Genomic DNA, 17,257 nt, shown 5'->3' on the forward strand with positions numbered 1-17,257 from the left:
GCTCGGCGGCGGCGTCCAGCCGGTAGCCGCCGCCCTCGCCCGCCCGGTCGTACGCCGAGCCGGGCAGCTTGTCGCCGTACCGCTGGTGCACCAGCCGCTGGTACGCGGCCAGCGCCATGCCGCCCGCGCCCACCGAGCGCCGGGCCTCCTCGTCCAGCGGCAGCACCCGGCCGTCGCGCAGCACGTACCAGGCGTTGACCTGCGGCTCCCGGAAGGCGGTGCCGCCGCCACTGTCCGCCGCCTTCGCCGCGTAGTCGCTCTCGTCGCCGCCGGAGGCGATGTTGACGACCCTCCAGGTGTCGCCCTGGCGGACCGTCCAGACCGAGGCGGTCTGCCCGTCCGCCGCGACCACCTTGCTCGCCGTGAACCCGGCCTTCGCCACCGGTGCGCCCGGGGTGCCGGCCACGAAGCCGGCGTCCAGGGTGTACACCGGCACGGTGTCCCCGGCCAGCCGGGGCGCGGCCTCGCTCGCGGCCCTGGCCTCCTCGGCGGCGCCGATGGTCAGCTGCTTGGTCGGCGGGACGCCCTTGCGGGCGAAGAAGTGGCCCACCCGGTCGAGCACCGCCGGGTCCTGGACCGCGCTGCGGGCCCCGGCCAGGTCGGTGGTGGCCACCGGTTCAGGGGCGCCGGCCGGCGTGTCGGCCTGGGCGGCCGGGGTGAGCGCCAGCGCGAGGCCGGCGGCGAGCAGGGCGGTGACGGCGGCCCGACGGGCCTTGCTGAGCTCGGTCATGGTCGCCCCTCACGCGCCGATCCGGTACAGGGAGTGGGTCCACGAGAACGTGCCGTTGTTCACGTAGTACCCGTAGTCCGCCCAGTTGTAGCGGTAGTTGGACGGCCACGGGTCACCCCAGTAGACCCAGTTGCTGCCGGTGTCGTAGCCGTACAGGACGTGCATGTGCCCGCCGCCCGAACTCCACTGGATGCGGGTCTCGATCGGCCGGTCGGCGTTCACCTCGGACTGCACGGTGCCGTAGTTCAGGTACCCGCTGACGTACGAACCCGGGCTGATGCCGACCCAGCTCAGCCCGTTCTGCACATCGGCCAGCGTGGCCTGGCTGTTGGGGCAGGTCGAGTTCAGCGAGCGGCCGAACGAAGCATTGCAGAACTGGTTCTGGCTGTAGTTGTAGCCGAACCAGGTGGCGATGGTGTTCCCGCTCGCCGCCCAGCACCAGTTGCTCTGCTGTTGCTGCTGCATGGTGATGTTGAGCTTCTTGTAGGTGCCGGCCAGATCGGCCGTGCTGCCGGGCGCGGCGGCCCGACTGATCCGGTGTTGCGCCCGGTCCTGGGTCGGGGCCGCAATCGCGGGTGCGGCCACCGCGGCGGTGAGCGCCGGGCCCAGCACGCCGAGGGCCAGCAGTGAGACCGCGCGGCGCAGCCGTATCCGTGGAACTGGCATGGCGGAATGCCTCCTTGCACGAGTGGAGCGAGGTGCTGTGTGGGGGCGCGGTCCGGATCGCGCCCCGAGCATCGCGCCGTTGTCGGAGGCTGGTCAACGGCCGTCGGAGCAGCCGGGATCGAGGTGTGAACGGGCGGGCGGGGATGTGAACGACGCCCGGGATACCCCCGCGCCGCAGGCCCGCCCCGGTGACAAACCGCCGCACCGATGTGAATATTCACGGTCAAAAGCCGTCCCGCCCGCCCCTCCGTCCGCCCCCTCAGGAGGCCGCCATCCATCGGAGCGACCCCGCCGACCTCGCCACCGCCCTGCGCACCGGCCCGTTCCACCTCGCCCTGCGCACCGCCATCGCCGCCCGCGGCCTCGCCCTGCACCGCGTCCGCCGTCATCTCGCACTGCGCGGCGTCCACGTCGGGGTCACCAGCCTCAGCTACTGGCAGCAGGGCCGCCGCCGTCCGGAACGCCCCGAGTCACTGCGCGCCGTCGCCGCCCTGGAGGAGGTCCTCGACCTGCCCGAGCACTCCCTCACCCGGCTGCTCGGCCCCCGCCGCGCCGCCGCCCCCTCCCCGGCCGGCCCGCCCGTGCGCCCCTACCGGGACCTGATCTCCCCGCCCACGGCCGTCGACGAGCTGCTCGCCACCCTGGCCGGTCCGCGCGACACCGGCCTGCACACCATCACCCACATCGAACGCATCCGGATCGGCCCCGACCGCCGGCTCGCCCGCCGCGACTCCCAGCACGCCCTGCGCGCCCACCGCGACGGCATCGACCGCTACCTCGCGCTCTACCAGGGGGACCCGGGCAGCGACATCACCCGGGTCGGCGTCCGAGCCGAGGAGAACTGCCGCCCCGGCCGCATCCGCCGCGACCACGCCCACCACCTGCTCGCCGCCGAACTCCTCCTCGACCGCCGTCTACGCGCCGGCGACACCCACCTGCTCGGCTACGGCTTCGACGACGCCCCCTCCCCCGACCCCAGCTGCGAGTACGTCCGCGGTTTCCACTCCGGCGCCGGCCAGTACGTCCTCCAGGTGACCTTCCACCCCGCCGCCCTCCCCGTCCGCTGCCACCGCTTCGCCCTCCGCTCCCCGGGCGAACCCCCCTACGACACCGAGGAACTGACCCTCGACGGCCACCGCTGCGTCCACCTGATGGCGACGGCGCTGCGGCCCTGCATCCTGGGCATCCGGTGGGACTGGGAGTGACGGCGGCCGCACGCCGGCCCCTTTCGGCCTGAACCGGCCCCTTTCGGCCCGAAGGGGCCGGCGTGCGGCCGAGCGGAGAAGCTCAACTCCCTTACCGTGCCTCGAAGTCCAGCAGCAGGCAGTCCTCCACCGGCCGGTAGCCGATCTGCTGGTAGATGGAGTTGCTGGTGGGGTTGGCGAGGTCGGTGTAGAGCAGCACCTCCTCGGCGCCCCGGTCGAGGGCGTGGGCGGAGGCGGCGGCGGTGACGCCGCTGGCGTAGCCGCGGCCACGGCGGTCGGCGGGGGTGAAGACCAGGCTGATGCGGGACATCCCGGCGAGCACCGGGCTGGTGGCGGCCATGGCGACGGGGTGGCCCTCGTCCTCCCAGAGGTGGAGGCGGCCGCCCGCGATCCGGCTGTCCACCGCCCTGGGCACGTTGGGCTGCTGGACCCCGACCTCGGCCAGGAACTCCTCGAACCAGCGGATCAGCAGCTCGCGGTCGGCCGGTTCGGCGAGCCGGTGGCGGCCCGCCGGCGGGCGCGGCGGGCCGGTCAACTCGCCGAGCCGGTAGAGCCGCTGCTCGGAGTGGACGGACTGCCCGGCGCCGGTGGCGGCCGTCCAGGCGGAGGCGAAGGCGCGGACCGCCCCGGCTCCCCCGCCGACCCCGGTCACCTCGGTGAACCGACCTCCGGTGGCGGCCAGTCGGACGGCCAGTTCGGCGGCGGCGGCCTCCGGCATGAAGGACAGCTGGGGGCTGAAGGGCGGGGTCTGCACGAAGGCGCCCTCGACCGGGCCGCCCTCCTCGGCGTGCCACCAGCCGAAGACCGGCGGCCGGTCGCCGAACGCGTCCGGCCCCTCCTCGGCCAGTTGGTGCACGATAGTGAGCAGGACGGTGTTCTCGGCCGGGCGCGCGGCCAGGAACTCACCGGCCCGGGCCCGGAAATCGTCGATCGAGGTACCGAAAGTCCAGTTCATGGCCCATCCTCGCGCGCACGGCCGCCCACCCGCGAACGATTATTCGAGCCCGACCGCGACCCCGAGCCGCTCCGCCAGCACCGCGGGATCGGTGGTCGGCGCCTCGCAGGCGAAGTGCCGGCACACGTACGCGGCGGGCGCCCCGCCGACCAGCGGCCGGTCCGCCAGCAGCGGCACCTCCCCGGCGGCCTCGGCATCCCCCGGCGAGCCCACCGCGACCACCGCCCCCGGAGCCGTCCCCAGCAGCGCGGCCCGGCGCAGCGCCTCCGTCGCCCGGTCCCCGGCCGGGCCGACGACGGCGACCTCGCGCGGCCCGTCCAGCAGCGCCTCGGCGACGGCCAGTCCCCAGCCGATGAACCGCGGGGCCCGCCCGGCGAGCGCGCCGACGATGCCGAGGGCGCGCTCGGCGGCCGTCCGGTGCCGGTCGGAGCCGGTGTACGCGGCGTAGGTGAGCAGGGCACCGGCCGCGGCGGTCCAGCCGGACGGGGTGGCGTTGTCGGTCGGGTCCTGCGGGCGGCGGATGAGCTGCTCGGCGTCGTCGGCGGTGTCGTACAGCGCGCCGGAGGCCTCGTCGGTGAAGTGCTTGAGGACGGTGTCGAGCAGTCCGCCCGCCAGCTGGAGCCACTCGGCCTCACCGGTGACGGCGTACAGCGCGAGGAAGCCCTCGGCGGTGTCGGCGTAGTCCTCCAGAACGCCCGCGTTGGCACCGGCCCGGCCGTCCCGGGAGGTGCGCAGCAGCCGCCCGTCGGGGGTGAGGTGGACGGCGAGCAGCAGGTCGGCGGCGCGCTCGGCGGCCTCGACTAGGTCGGGGCGCTCCAGCAGGGCGCCGGTCTCGGCGAGGGCGGCGATGGCGAGGCCGTTCCAGGCGGCGACGATCTTGTCGTCCCGGGCCGGGGCGGGGCGCGCGGCCCGGGCCTCGAACATCCGCCGCCGGATCTCCTCGTACTCGGCGAAGTCCTCGGGCTCGGCGAGGAGTTGGAGCACCGAGGTGCCGTGCTCGAAGGTGCCGTCGGCGGTGACGGTGAACAGCCGGGCGGCGGTGGCCGCGTCGGCGGGGCCGAGCAGGTCGACCAACTGGCCGGGCTCCCAGGCGTAGTAGGCGCCCTCGGCCATCGCGCCGGTCTCCTCGTCGAGGCTGTCGGCGTCCAGCGCTGAGGCGAACGCGCCTTCGGGCGTGCGGAGTTCGCGCAGCAGGAAGTCCGCGGTGGACAGCGCGACCCGGCGGGCGAGCGCGGAGCCGGTGGCCCGCCACAGGTGCAGGTAGGCACGCAGCAGCAGGGCGTTGTCGTAGAGCATCTTCTCGAAGTGCGGCACCACCCAGCCGGCGTCCACCGCGTACCGGGCGAAGCCGCCGCCGAGCTGGTCGTGGATCCCGCCGCGGGCCATCGCCTCGCCGGTGCGGACGGCCATCTCCAGCGCCGCCTCCGAGCCTGTCCGGGCGTGGTGGCGCAGCAGGAACTCGATCACCATGGCCGGCGGGAACTTGGGCGCCCCGCCGAAGCCGCCGCGCGCCTGGTCGAACTCCCGGCTCAGGGCCACCAGCGCCTGGTGCAGGTCCACCTCGCCGGGCGGGTGGTGGGCACCGGCCGAGTAGACGGCGGCCCGCTCGGCCAGGTCGGCCCGGATCCGACCGGCGACCTCCCCGACCTCCTGCCGCCGGTCCCGCCAGGCCGCGTCCACGCCTTCGAGCACCTGCCGGAAGGACGGCATCCCGTGCCGGGGCTCGGGCGGGAAGTACGTGCCGAAGTAGAACGGCTCCTTGTCGGGCGTGAGGAAGACCGTCATCGGCCACCCACCCTGCCCGGTCGCCGCCTGGACGGCCTCCATGTAGACCGCGTCGACGTCCGGCCGCTCCTCCCGGTCCACCTTGACCGCGACGAACCGCTCGTTCAGGTACCCGGCGAGCCCGGCGTCCTCGAAGCTCTCGTGCGCCATCACGTGGCACCAGTGAATTCTTAGAAGCATAAGTGGCAGGACGCATAGCCCACACTCAAGAGGATGGGCACGTCCCGCCGCTTAGCTTCATTGATCGCCTCCTCTCCCCATGGCCACCAATCCACCGGGTTGGAGGCGTGCTGGAGCAGGTACGGCGACGTCGCGTTCGCGAGTCGGTTCATACCGGCATCGTCGCACGATCCGGAGTGTGAGGCCCCGAACCCGAGGGGCCGATTTAGAAGTTAGAACATAGAAGCAGCACATCCACGCAGGTGTCACTCCACCGCAGCGGACATGGGCCCGAGCGACCGCGACCTGCGGGGCAGGCCCGCCGGGCTCGCCCATCCGGACGAGCTTGCCCAGGTGCGCCCCAACGCAGCCTTCCTGATCGAGTACTCGCAGATCTCGGACGACTGGTGCAAGCACAATCGGAAGAAGATAGCTACCTCTTCGTGGGCGGCGGGCAAGGGCGCCGCGAACCAGCACTGGCGCAACGGCAAGAACCCGGCCCGCCACGGCTCGGCCATCGGCGCCGCTTCACCGACAACGACCCACTGGCGTCGAAGCGCGGTGTCATGCGGCTGGAATTCCACAGCGCACTGCTCCCACACTGCTCATGCGTCGGATCCGTCCGCTTTCGCCTCACTCACGAAGGGGCCTTCACCGCCCGGCAGTACTGCCGGGCACAGGCGTGCTCGATGCGCGCAGTCGAATCGTCCGCGCGGAGAAAGAGAACGAACTCGCAGCCCCCGACCATTCCGTTCTCCTTCGCCAGCACCCTCAGGCTGGAGAGCTGGGCCGCGCTCGTCCCCCGTTTGAGAACGATCGACGCCGAGCGGCCAGCTATAGAGAACGTCCTGGCCATGGGGGCTTGCCGCATGCCGAGCTGCCATGTGAGCCAGCTGCTGACGTTGACGCCACTACCGCGGAGGATGTCCTTGTCCACGGTGAGCCGGATCCCAAACACGTTGCCGGCAGGATCGACGGCCATTGTCGCGGGCCGAGCCGGCTCGCTCTCCTCGATAGGGACGGCCCCGCGCGCGACAAGGTCGATCGACCCGTCTTCCGTCGCGCCCACCCTATCGTCCAGCAGACACTGCTGGAGACGCCACAGCGTCACAGGGTACCGCTCGCCGACTTTTACGAAAAGGGCCTCTTTGGGCAAGGGCCCCAGTTCGGTCAGTGTGGCAACGAGTGCCTCGACGGCATTTGGGTACGAAGTATCGTTCAAGTGGGGCCATTCGGCGAGCGCCCACTTCCCCTCCAGCCGGAGCTGCACGAACCTCTCGTCCCTCCTGAGCGCCTCGGCGACAGCGGGCTTCCGTTCGATCCCCGTTGGTTCGAGCAATTCCTCGGCCCGACAGGGCTCTCCATTCGCCAGCAGGTAGAGGTAGGCCGCGTCCCTACCGCGAGCGCGACGACGCAGCCAAGATCCCTCGACGCCGAGCACGAGAGGGCTCTTCGAGTGCCCAAGCAGCTTCAGCAGGGGAACGTCGCCCGGCACCCCGGCCGACACGAAAGCCACCGCCACGTCCTCCCTGCGCAGCGGCGCCTCCCGCGCGCCGACTCGCAACCGGGCCTCCAAGGCGCTCGGGTCGCGCGTCCACCAGCCGTGTAGACGGCCGGCCCAAGTCAACGGAGGCTCGGCCCCAACAGCTTGGACGAGAAGCCCCATGGCGATGTGTTCGCACACGTCCAACGCCGCGGCCACTTCGGACCCGCTTACCGCCGGACTGGCGGTAAGCGCCACAAGGCGATCGCGCCAGTCGTCGACGAATAGGTCGGCGTAGCCGCAGATTTGTTCCTGCGCCTTCAGAAGCAGCTGGCGAACCCTTTCGCGGCTCATCTCATGCTGCTGCCCGATGCTCCCGAGCGTGACCCCACTCGCACGCTCCTCGATTACGCGACGTGACCGAAAAGGGAGAGCGCGCCACGCTACGCCAAGCCAATCGTCGTCATCCCTCATCATCGAACAACCCCTTCAGCCATCAGTGACGTGCGCGCTGATCAGACCGAGCCGCTTCGCGATCCGCTCGTTGGTTACCTTCTGCTCCGGGGTGATCTTCCGAACGAAGGAGTCCACCGTGCAGATGACCCAGGGCAGCGCGTCGCCACCGGCCTGCGCCGCGATGGCCGCCCATGCGAGGTGCTTGAAGTCACGCATCGGGGCCCAAGCGAAGCGCCGCTCGGTCTCCTCGTCGTCCTCGCGGCGAATCGTCACGCAAAGCGGCTTGATGACGAGGGCTTCAAGGTCGACCGTCCAGCCGGGACCGAGAGCCCGGACGACGAGCTCGCTGACCGGAGTGGAGGGCTTGGCCACGAGCGGGGCCCACTTGCCCACCCCGTAGGTGGCCCGGACGTATTCCTTCATGGGCCGGTCCTTGAGCCATGTCCGGATCTTCTCCGGCTTCCCGATGAACGGCAGAAGCCTTCCTCCCACGTCCGGATCTGACGTCCATGCCACGTAGTGACGGGTGCGCTCGGAGTCCGGCAAGTAGATCCAGTTGAGGTCGGCCATCCGCTTGTAGAGAAAGCGAACGACTTCTTCTTCGAGATCTGTGGGGATCGCATACTTGGTCATTCGATTCCAGTCGTCAGAGGGAACTGAAGGCGGACCTCGTCCGCCTTGGTCTCAAGGTCTGCCGCGTCCTGGATCCAGTGGTCCATCAGGGATCCGACGGTCTCGTCGCTGAACTGGATACGGGAGGCGTGCGGCATTCGAACGCGCAAGTGCTCGCTCACCTGAGCCTCCTGCGCCTCCAGCGATCGCCGGAGTTCCAGGGTCGCCGCCACCCTGCGAATGTCGGTCACGAAGTCGAGGACCCTCAGGGCGTCCTTGCCGGGGCTAAGCCGAAGCCCTCGCCCAAGCTGCTGAACGAAGATCCGTCGGCTGTGCGTGACTCGCAGGAACGCGATGAGGTTGACGTCCGGGACATCGACACCTTCGTTGAAGACGTCGACGCACGTGATCACCGGCACCCGACCGAGCCGAAACTCGTTGAGCAGGATCTGGCGCCGCTGCCGCGGGAGTGCGCTATGGAGGAAGGAGGCGTTGGACCAGGCTGAGTCGGACGCGGCAAGCAACTGGGCCATATGTTCCGCGTGTTCGATGGTCTGACAGAAGACGATGGCCCTCGGCTCGACCGTGGTTCTCCACGCTTCGCGGAAGTGCTCGATGATCTCCTCGTCGCGCTGCGGAAGGAACAAGGACTTGTTGAGGTCCTTGATCGACTGACCGTGCACGCTGGCGTCCCTGACCACGTTCCAGTCGATGTTGTCGACATACAGCCGATAGTCGACGGCGGACAGGTAGCCGGCAGCCATACCCTCCGCGATGCCCATCTTGAAGCTCGCGTATCCGAAGCGGGAGGTGATGTCAAACTTGTCACCACGCCAGGGCGTCGCCGTCACGCCGAACTGCCCGGCATCCCCACACAGATTGAGCAATTCCGCAAACCTGCCGGTCTCGGCCACGTGGTGGGTCTCGTCGATCATGATCAGGTCGGGCCGGTAGCCCACACGTACGGCACCCAGGACGGATTCGACGGTTCCGACGACGACCCCGTCCAGGCTTTCGGGTCGGCTTTCCCCAGTAAGCAGGCGCGTGGGAACGGACTTCGGGATGTGCCTCCACATCGCCTTCTCCAGCTGTGCGACGAGCTCCTTCATGTGCGCGACGACGAGGATCTTGGCGTCCGGATTGACCTTGAGGTACCGGCTAATGATCTCTCCGCCCACCACCGTCTTACCAAGACCCGTCGCGAGAACGAGCAGGGCGGTGCCGTTCGCGTCGAGGTCTCGGATCACCGCGTCCGCCGCCTCGACCTGATATGGGCGCAGCGCGTACTTCGCGGGAACCGTCTCGGGCATCTGCTCCCCGATGGATCCCAAAGTCGCGCCGTGCCAAAGGCTGATCGGCACGCCGACACCATTGAGCGCTACTCGGCGCGACGCCGCTACGGCGTTGATGTCGGTGTTGGTCACCAGGACGGCCTTGTCCGCGCGGTAGCGCGCATGAGCCCGCTCCAGGTCATCCACGCCGCTGCGGTCGACCTTCCCGCTCGCCTTCCACTTGCACTGGAAGACCCACTGCTCCCGCCCGCGCACGGCCAGGAGGTCCGCGCCATGATCGCCCGCCCCGTCGATGACGCGCACGTCGTTGAAGCCGAGGTGCCAGAGGGCCCGCTCCACGGCGTGGGTGAGCCCTGCAGGCCCTCCCCTCAACAGCTCCTCCGCCGTGAGGAAGACCGCGCTCACTTCTCCTCCGCGAGATCATCGGCCAGCAGGCGGATGCTCAGCCTCGTACGCAACAGCTGGTTCGGGAAGCTGCTCCCCGCGAAGGTCGCCTGGGTGGCCACGTCGGAGAGGTAGCCGACCGTGCGAGCCAGGCTGAGCCGCCGCGCGGAAGCGGAGGCGACACCCTCGTAGACGCCCTGGAAGACACGGCCGTCCATGAACGCCGACGGCAGCGACTCGACGAGACGAACGAGGAACAACGCGGGCACGTGGAGCAGGAACTCGCCGCTCGTGCCAAGGTCGGCCGTACGGGTCACCTTGCCATTGGCGATCATGGCGTGCTCGGTCGCGGTGAGTTCGTCCGGCGAGAGGTAGTGATACGCCTTCTCGGCCTCGCCCGTACGGTCCAGCTCGGACACCATCCGGTGACGGATCTCGGCCAGAAGTTCCTGCGCCTCGGCACTGATCATCTGGGCGTCCAGAGCGGTGGCGGGCAGCGACTCCGCCCGGATCGCGGAGATCAGCTCGGAGTGGCTCCACTCCGTCTCCGCCCGCACCCTGAGCAGCGCCGCGATCTCCGCAAGCAGCAGGTCCGCAGGGTCCGCACCGAACTTCTGGAAGATCGGGTGACCAAGGTCGAGGAACGCCACGAGGCTGTTGCCGGCACGCTGATCGAGTAGGACCGGCGTGGGATGCAGGTTCTCGTCCGTCAAGCCCGCCGTCAACTGACGCGTCTCGACTTCGACGAATCCGATGCGCGGGTGGCCGAAGGAGCGACTCAGGGCCGGGTAAGTGGTCGAGTGCTCCGTGTAGCGCGTGACGCGTTCCTGCCTGGTCTCCGGACGTCGTTCCGAGGCCGAAGCGGCGGGAGCGGACGGGTCACCATCCTCCGGCGACTGAGCCACGGTGCCGAGCTTCGATTCGTCCGCACCTTCCACTGGAGTGTTGGGCTTGCCGGTGTCCATTCCGCTGAAACCGAGCGCTTCCATCACCGCCGCCTCGTCAGGCCTCCCCGGGGTGGCGGCGGCCGCCTTGGCGTTCTTGCCCCTGCTCTTGGCCGCCTCGTGGTCCTCTACCGCCTGCCACCAGCGCTCATCGCTCTCGTAATCGGGGTTGCCCCGGTGAAACTCCTGCCCCCACCGGCGAGTGTCGTCATGGATCGGCTTACGGCCGTCACCCGGAACCAGATACCGAAGGCCGGCGTCGTTACGACGGAAGCCCTTGAAGAGGAGCGCGAGCGGGCTGGTGTTCTCCTCGTACTCAAGGTTCGCCGCGCGCTGGGGCAGTAGCGGCGCGACTCCCCTCACGATCTCGACCGCCGATCGCCAGCTGCGGTCGCCGTACTCGAACGCGTCCTTCTGGTAGGTGACCGGGACGTGGTCGAGGTGGATCTCCCCGATGATGCGGCCGCCCTGGTGAGCAAGGTCCACCGGGTACTCCGGCTCCTCGTTGCCCACCGCGCCGTCCGGGTTGCGCCAGGTGAAGAGCTGCTTGTCCCAGCGGAGGATCTTGCGACCGTTACGCAGGAAGTCGATCCCGTAGTCGTGCTTGTGCATGTACCGCTGGATGCCGAGCCACCCGTGCACCCGGCGCTCGCGAATGGTGAGCCGATCGCTCCCGCAGTCCTCACACGTGTCCCGATCGGTGAGCTGCCACTGCCCGCAGTCGCCGCAGGCGAGACCGTTCTCCAGCTTCTGATCGATCTCGATGTAGGCGGGGATCCGCTCCTTGTTGTTGTAGAGGACCGAGCGGTCGTCGCCCCACCGGCAATGCCGCACGGGCTTCACCTGGAAGCCGCCGACCCACAGCTCGAACGGACGGTTCAGGAACATCCAGGAGTAGACCTGTCCCAAGATGTTGCGCAGGGCCGAGCCATTCTTGTTCAGCCACCGAGCGCGCGTGGGGTGGAGGCGGCTGATGACGATGCGGGTGCCGTGCTCGTTGGGGTCGGTCTTCGGCTCCGTAATGTCCTCCGCCTCGAAGTCGTCTCCGATGCGGTCCAGGTCGATCTCCACGCCGATCCACTCGGTGTCGCCCTGCCGCGTGGTCAAGACCCGCGTGCGCTTCCCGAGCCGGGCCGTGGAGACGTTGAACCCCATACCGAAGAGGCCGAGCTTGTCGTGCATGTCGTTGCCCGACCAGCCGGCCCGCACGGCCCGCTCAAGGCGGTCATACGTCATGCCGCGCCCCGTGTCGGTGATCACGAGTTGACCCTGAGCCGAGTCGGGGAGTTCGACGCTGACGCGATACCCGCCCGCCCAGGGAGTCCCGGACCGATGGATCTCCGTGAAGTCGTCAAAGGCGTTGTCGATCAGCTCCGCGATGCACTGCCACTCGTCGAACTCGATCTCACCCAGCATGCGCAGCACGCGTGCGGAAGGAGTGATCTTCATAGGTGGACGGGCCCCCTGTCCTCATGTCGCGTAGGCACGCCGAAGAGGGCCCTACCGCGGGCCGCGTTTCGACGCGCGGCTCGGGGAGAGCCGTACGCGTGATGAAGAGAGTAGCGGGCACCACTGGCATCGCGCGCCAAGTTGTTCGCCACTGGGCTCACTTGATGGAACAAGGACACGGCTCGCGGTGCGATCAACGGATCATCACGACTGCAACGCGTGTTCAGGGGCAGCAGGGCTGGTGATGGGCACCGACGGCTCTTGGGAGGCTCATCTTGTGATCCGTGAACCCGCCGAGGTATTCGTAGAGTCCGATGAGGCGCGTCGAACTGCCCTTGGGCTGCTGGCCGAGGCCGGCCTCAACATCGGGGAGGGCCTGCTCGCGTTCAGCGACGGAGACGGTCGCATCGTCCTCCACCGCGTGTCAGACGCGATCAACGACCTCCCACGTCAAGGGATGCTGTGGTCATCCTGAACCGCAAAACCGCGAACGGCCGCGGCGACCCGACGCGCCGCTAGCAAAGGATCCTCGTGCTCCCAGATCCTGATGGCATGCCATCCCGCATCCGCCAGAAGCTGATCGGTCTGGGCGTCCCTTGCCCGGTTTCCGTCGATCTTCGCACGCCAGAAGTCGCTGTTCGTATGCGCAGGACGGCAGTGCTCAGGGCAGCCGTGCCAGAAGCAGCCATCAACGAAGACGGCGACGCGAGCCCGAGTGAAGACCAGGTCGGCGGTTCGCCGCACGCCGGGAAGCGGTCGGGCGGACACGCGATAGCGCAAGCCATCTCGGTACAGCAGGGAGCGGATCCGCAGTTCCGGCGCCGTGTCTCGGCCCCGGTTCCCGCGCATCACCGATCGTGTGGCGGATGACGACGCCCACGACTCTTCGGGGACAGGACGCTTCCCGGCCATGTCCCGGTCCTTGGCGATCTTCCATGCCTGCTCGAGATTCGCCGCTCGCGTCAGGTGCTCGACCTCACCGACGTATAGAGCTGGCGACCGGCCACCCTCCGACCAGCGGAGATAGGCCCGGATACGGCGAGTGCTGGGCAACAGCTTCAACGTGATCGAGCCCAGCGCGTATTCCCCGTCCTCACGCTTAACGTAGCGTTCCTCGCGACCACCCGCGGCACGATCCTGCTCGGCGATGATCGCCTTCCTGCTCCGCCCCTGACGGCCTCGCCATGCCCTCTCGGGTGGCGGCTTGTCCTTCCAGCCCTCTTGTCGGGAGGCGGCGTGTTTCACGAGCGCTGCTCCGCATCGGCGAGAGCCTTCGCGACGGCTCTGGTGAAGACCTCGCCCAGTTTCACTGGAACCGCGTTGCCCAGCTGCCGCATGCGCTCACCGCGTGGGCCTGCCATGCTCCACCGGTCGCCGAATGTCATGACCCTGGCGGCCTCGCGCACGGTCATGTACCGGTACTCAGGACGCATCAGGCCTGTGTTCTCGTCGCGCACCTGATTGTCGAGTTGCATGACCGACTCGCCGCCGGGCACACCGTGTACACCGGCTTTGACGGTCTTGGCCGGCCGATCGAGTTCATTAGGCGTGTGCCCGTCGTAGATCCTGGCTCCGGGCCACCCGACGTGGTCAGGAAAGTCGCCTTGCTCCGTCGTCTTGTCCAGCATGCGGGGGTTGATCTCGGGGAGGCCCAAAATCGCGTCTCGAAGGGTGAGCCAAGGCTTGAGCTCGTCGTCTCCGCTCTCGAAGGTCAACTGCTCGTTCTCGTAGCGCGACGTCACCAGGTCGATGACCCGCTTCGGAATTCTGGCGCCCGCCTCCTTGTGGCGGCGCCAGTAGGTACCCTCGAGAATCGATCGCGCGAGGGCCGCGTGGGAGTGAGTGCGCGCGACAGCCCGCTTGACCAGATCGGGGTCCACATCCAGGTCAGCGCGGAACGCCAAGAGGATCACACGATTGCGGATCTGTGGGACCCCATAATCCGCCGCGTTGACATCGTGCTGAGTCACCTCGTAGGTCTCAGCGGGGTCCGTGTCCCTCGCCCTGAGCCGCTCCCCCAACACACGATCGTGCTCCTGCCATGTGGCGCCCTCCCGGCGCTTCACGAACGGCAGGGACAGCTCGCGCTTGATGTACTGGAAATACGGGTTGAAGGATGGTCGCGTAAGACCTCGCACATTCTCGCAGATCACAGCCTTGGGACGGATCTCTCGCACCGCCCGGAACATCTCGGGGAACATGTTGCGCTCGTCCTCATCGCCCCTGGCGACACCACCGAGGCTGAAGGGCTGGCACGGAGGGCCTCCCGTCAGGAGGTCGACTCCGCGCTCCTGGAGGAACCTCATGTCCAGCTTGCGGACGTCACCTGTGACCAGGGGTGGGTAGTGCGGCCTCTCCCCCGGGCCGGCAATCCCGGCCCCCTCGGCCCGTTGCTTGTCGATCGCATCCAGCCACTTGGCCAACACCTCGGAGTCGACATCCTCGGGAAAGGCTTCGAAGCGGTTGCCTTCCAGCGTCTGGCACGCCCTCTTCGCGAACTCGTTCAGCAGCAGGTGCCGGAACCCGGTGTTCGTGCTGGCCTGAACCAGACCGCCTCCGCCCGCGAAGAGCTCTACCGATGTCCGTTCCATTATCCGCTCCTAGCAGTTCAGCGCAGCTAGAACCATACCGCGGAGTGGTGACAGTACTTACCCATCCGCCAGAAGAAACCACTGTGATGTCGTAACCTCCACACCGCTACCACCGACAATGATCACGAGTAGGGCAACAGGTGTCATGACAGCGACAGCAGGGCTCCCGGGGAAGCCGGAGCTTCGCCCCCAACATGACGAAGATCTCGGGGAGGCTCGGGGATCGATCTCGCCAAGCGACAAGACCTTCTCGTGCCCTTACGTGGCGGAGGACCTCTCGGCATCCCACGGACGGCTACCGAAAGCCGGGACCGGGGGACCGGGGACGACGATGCGCCCGGCGAGGCCGAGTCCTGACCAGGGCCAGCCTGGCAGTGTCCCACACCGCGGCTACATCGATGGCGCGGAGCAAAGCTCTTCGATCATTGTGATCGCCCATTGCGCCACACTGAGCCGTCCCAGGGTTACGTAGGGGTTCGCGCCAGCCCGACGCCGACAGCGCCCCGGTCCGCTTTCGTCGCTCAAGCGCACCGCCCCGGGCCTCACGTTCTCGGGCCTCCGCGAGAAGACGCCCGTGTCGAGGGCGCCCTCCTGTGCGGTGCCTGGATCGCGGATCGCTTAACGCAAGCTCGACGCGAGTTCCTCGTCGAGTTCTTGAACCCCGCGGAGAGGAACGGGTGCGTCACGATTGGCCCTACTCCAAACCGGCACACCCGCCTGCGCCTTGTCGTCGCGCAGTGACGACGCGCTCGCACGCTCGGCCCCACAGCGTACACAGCCCGCTTCTCCGCCTCGGACGCCTTCGTGGCTTCGGCCACCGCTCGCGTCGCACGGACCGACTCCCCACCGTCGGTGTACACGCCGGTACTACCCACTCGCGTACTGGCACCAGTGGCACGCCGCGTACCCGACCGACAGCAGTACCGGCACTCCGCGCCGCCGCGCCTCCTCGAACGCCTCCACCCCCCACGGCCACCAGTCGACCGGGTTGTCGGCGTGCTGCAGCAGGTACGGCGAGGTCGCGTCCGCGAGACGGTTCGGCATGCCCCCATCCTCGCGTATCCGGCGGCCGGCGGCGTGACCGGCGCGGGCATGGGAGCCCGCTCGGGCCGGTTCGGCGGGGTCGACGCCTCACCCCTTCCGGTGACATCGCGACCCGGACCTCACGGACGCGGGGCCCGGATCGCCGGCGCCGACGGGCAGCCCGCCGGGCGCGCTGCGGCGGGGCGCCGGGTTCACTCCTTGGGGGCCTCGGGCTCCTCCGCGAAGTCGACCTTCTTGAACTGCCGGTTCATGGACTTGGCCAGGAACCAGGTCGCCACGCCGAGCGCGGCGAAGACGACGAAACCGAGGAGACCGGGGGTGACCTTGGCGTCGTCGACAGCGAGGTCAGCGGCGAGGTGGACGAGGTTCACGGAGGCACTCATATCTCTATGGTGGCCCGGCTCACGGCGAGCCGGGCCGTCGGGGGGTGTGTCAGTCGCGCGTGTCGGCGACCTCGGCCGCCAGGGTGGGGGTGCGCAGGCCGGCGAACAGGTCGTCCTCCGGCAGGTCCACGTCGATCAGGGTACGGGCGAGCTCGTAGTCCTCGGTGGGCCAGACCTCGCGCTGGACCTCCAGCGGGACGCGGAACCACGGCCCGTCCGGGTCGATCTGGGTGGCGTGGGCGATCAGCGCGCGGTCGCGGGTCTCGAACCAGTCGTCGCAGCGCACCCGGGTGGTGATCTCGCGCTCCTTGCGACCGCTCTTCTCCCAGCCGGCGATCCACTCGCCGTACGGGGAGTCGTGGCCGTGCTCGGTGAGGTACTGGTGCAGGGCCCGGATGCGACCCATCGGGAAGCCGTGGTTGTAGTACAGCTTCAGCGGCTGCCAGGGCTCGCCGGCCTCGGGGTACGCGTCCGGGTCCCCGGCGGCGTCGAAGGCCAGCATGGTGATCTTGTGGGTCATGATGTGGTCCGGGTGCGGGTAGCCGCCGTTCTCGTCGTAGGTCGTGATGACCTGCGGCTTGAACTCGCGGATCAGCCGGACCAGCGGTTCGGCCGCCTCCTTGACGTCCTGGAGGGCGAAGCAGCCCTCGGGCAGCGGGGGCAGCGGGTCGCCCTCCGGCAGGCCGGAGTCGACGAAGCCCAGCCAGGCCTGCTTGATGCCGAGGATCGCCCGCGCCTCGTCCATCTCCTTGCGCCGGACCTCGTGGATGTTCTGCTCGATGTACGGGTCCCCCTGGAGCTTGGGGTTGAGAACCGACCCGCGCTCACCCCCGGTGCAGGTGGCCACGAGCACGTCCACTCCGTGCTCGACGTACATGGCCATGGTGGCCGCGCCCTTGCTGGACTCGTCGTCCGGGTGGGCGTGCACCGCCATCAGTCGCAACTGCTCAGTCAACGCCGTGCGTTCCTTCCACATCGTCGGGCGTTCCGCCAGGCCGGTCTGCCCACACCACCGTACGAACCGATCGGTTCGGGGCCGCGTCGCCGCAAGGCAGGCCCGCCGGCTCCTCGCCGACGGGCCGAGCCCCGCCCCCGCCGGATCGGCCGCGGGCGTGCCCC

12 protein-coding genes and 2 pseudogenes are annotated in these 17,257 nt (G+C 69.1%); 1 reads left to right on the plus strand and 13 read right to left on the minus strand.

Annotation, left to right across the window (positions count from 1 at the left end; all coding sequences use genetic code 11):
• Together RZ50_RS05180 and RZ50_RS05185 are read right to left on the minus strand one after the other, a co-directional pair.
• Positions 1 to 730, minus strand: a 730-nt coding sequence (locus RZ50_RS05180; protein ID WP_196952378.1) for a hypothetical protein, incomplete at its 3' end; no start/stop codon positions are given.
• 9 nt (positions 731 to 739) lie between these two features.
• Complete coding sequence (locus RZ50_RS05185) at positions 740 to 1,396, minus strand: papain-like cysteine protease family protein (RefSeq protein WP_196952377.1); 657 nt, start codon at positions 1,394 to 1,396, stop codon at positions 740 to 742.
• A gap of 272 nt (positions 1,397 to 1,668) precedes the next feature.
• Here RZ50_RS05185 and RZ50_RS05190 point away from each other — a divergent pair, with 272 nt between their 5' ends.
• Positions 1,669 to 2,601 carry a hypothetical protein gene (locus RZ50_RS05190; RefSeq protein WP_196952381.1) on the plus strand — a complete coding sequence of 311 codons (933 nt, stop codon included), beginning with the start codon at positions 1,669 to 1,671 and terminating at the stop codon, positions 2,599 to 2,601.
• Between the two features lie 91 nt (positions 2,602 to 2,692).
• Here RZ50_RS05190 and RZ50_RS05195 read toward each other — a convergent pair whose 3' ends face one another.
• The 11 genes and pseudogenes from RZ50_RS05195 to mca form a co-directional block, all read right to left on the minus strand.
• Positions 2,693 to 3,556, minus strand: coding sequence for a GNAT family N-acetyltransferase (locus tag RZ50_RS05195; RefSeq protein WP_217680273.1), 864 nt, complete (start codon positions 3,554 to 3,556; stop codon positions 2,693 to 2,695).
• A 39-nt stretch (positions 3,557 to 3,595) separates the two neighbouring features.
• A pseudogene (locus RZ50_RS05200) lies at positions 3,596 to 5,673 on the minus strand (thioredoxin domain-containing protein).
• A gap of 464 nt (positions 5,674 to 6,137) precedes the next feature.
• Entirely contained in the window at positions 6,138 to 7,460 is a 1,323-nt protein-coding gene (locus tag RZ50_RS05205; protein ID WP_196952376.1) for an RNA polymerase subunit sigma-70, read from the minus strand.
• 12 nt (positions 7,461 to 7,472) lie between these two features.
• Entirely contained in the window at positions 7,473 to 8,072 is a 600-nt protein-coding gene (locus RZ50_RS05210; protein WP_196952375.1) for a hypothetical protein, read from the minus strand.
• Positions 8,069 to 9,748, minus strand: coding sequence for a DEAD/DEAH box helicase family protein (locus RZ50_RS05215; protein ID WP_196952374.1), 1,680 nt, complete (start codon positions 9,746 to 9,748; stop codon positions 8,069 to 8,071). The genes RZ50_RS05210 and RZ50_RS05215 overlap by 4 nt, the downstream gene beginning before the upstream one ends.
• Positions 9,745 to 12,087, minus strand: a complete 2,343-nt coding sequence (locus tag RZ50_RS05220; RefSeq protein ID WP_254802264.1) for an ATP-binding protein — start codon at positions 12,085 to 12,087, stop codon at positions 9,745 to 9,747. The genes RZ50_RS05215 and RZ50_RS05220 overlap by 4 nt, the downstream gene beginning before the upstream one ends.
• A gap of 483 nt (positions 12,088 to 12,570) precedes the next feature.
• Positions 12,571 to 13,365, minus strand: coding sequence for a very short patch repair endonuclease (locus RZ50_RS30060; protein ID WP_308271425.1), 795 nt, complete (start codon positions 13,363 to 13,365; stop codon positions 12,571 to 12,573).
• Positions 13,362 to 14,711: a DNA cytosine methyltransferase gene (locus tag RZ50_RS05230; RefSeq protein ID WP_196952372.1), complete on the minus strand. Its 1,350-nt coding sequence runs from the start codon at positions 14,709 to 14,711 to the stop codon at positions 13,362 to 13,364. Before RZ50_RS05230 ends, RZ50_RS30060 begins: the two co-directional genes overlap by 4 nt.
• An 885-nt stretch (positions 14,712 to 15,596) precedes the next feature.
• Positions 15,597 to 15,755 (minus strand): annotated as a pseudogene (locus RZ50_RS05235) (DUF255 domain-containing protein); the annotation flags it as partial.
• A gap of 191 nt (positions 15,756 to 15,946) precedes the next feature.
• Positions 15,947 to 16,138, minus strand: coding sequence for a hypothetical protein (locus tag RZ50_RS05240; protein ID WP_196952371.1), 192 nt, complete (start codon positions 16,136 to 16,138; stop codon positions 15,947 to 15,949).
• Positions 16,139 to 16,187: 49 nt separating this feature from the next.
• Complete coding sequence (mca, locus tag RZ50_RS05245; RefSeq protein WP_196952370.1) at positions 16,188 to 17,093, minus strand: mycothiol conjugate amidase Mca; 906 nt, start codon at positions 17,091 to 17,093, stop codon at positions 16,188 to 16,190.
• Between the last annotated feature and the right edge of the window lie 164 nt (positions 17,094 to 17,257).

It is taken from the genome of Kitasatospora sp. SUK 42 (assembly GCF_015776785.2).
GTDB lineage: Bacteria > Actinomycetota > Actinomycetes > Streptomycetales > Streptomycetaceae > Kitasatospora.

Excerpts from the sequence above, each read along its gene's own strand:
- RZ50_RS05205 (WP_196952376.1), bottom strand. The coding sequence starts at position 7,460 with ATGATGAGGGATGACGACGATTGGCTTGGCGTAGCGTGGCGCGCTCTC.
- RZ50_RS05195 (WP_217680273.1), bottom strand. The coding sequence starts at position 3,556 with ATGAACTGGACTTTCGGTACCTCGATCGACGATTTCCGGGCCCGGGCC.
- RZ50_RS05230 (WP_196952372.1), bottom strand. The coding sequence starts at position 14,711 with ATGGAACGGACATCGGTAGAGCTCTTCGCGGGCGGAGGCGGTCTGGTT.
- RZ50_RS05210 (WP_196952375.1), bottom strand. The coding sequence starts at position 8,072 with ATGACCAAGTATGCGATCCCCACAGATCTCGAAGAAGAAGTCGTTCGC.
- RZ50_RS05185 (WP_196952377.1), bottom strand. The coding sequence starts at position 1,396 with ATGCCAGTTCCACGGATACGGCTGCGCCGCGCGGTCTCACTGCTGGCC.
- RZ50_RS05220 (WP_254802264.1), bottom strand. The coding sequence starts at position 12,087 with ATGCTGGGTGAGATCGAGTTCGACGAGTGGCAGTGCATCGCGGAGCTG.
- RZ50_RS05240 (WP_196952371.1), bottom strand. The coding sequence starts at position 16,138 with ATGAGTGCCTCCGTGAACCTCGTCCACCTCGCCGCTGACCTCGCTGTC.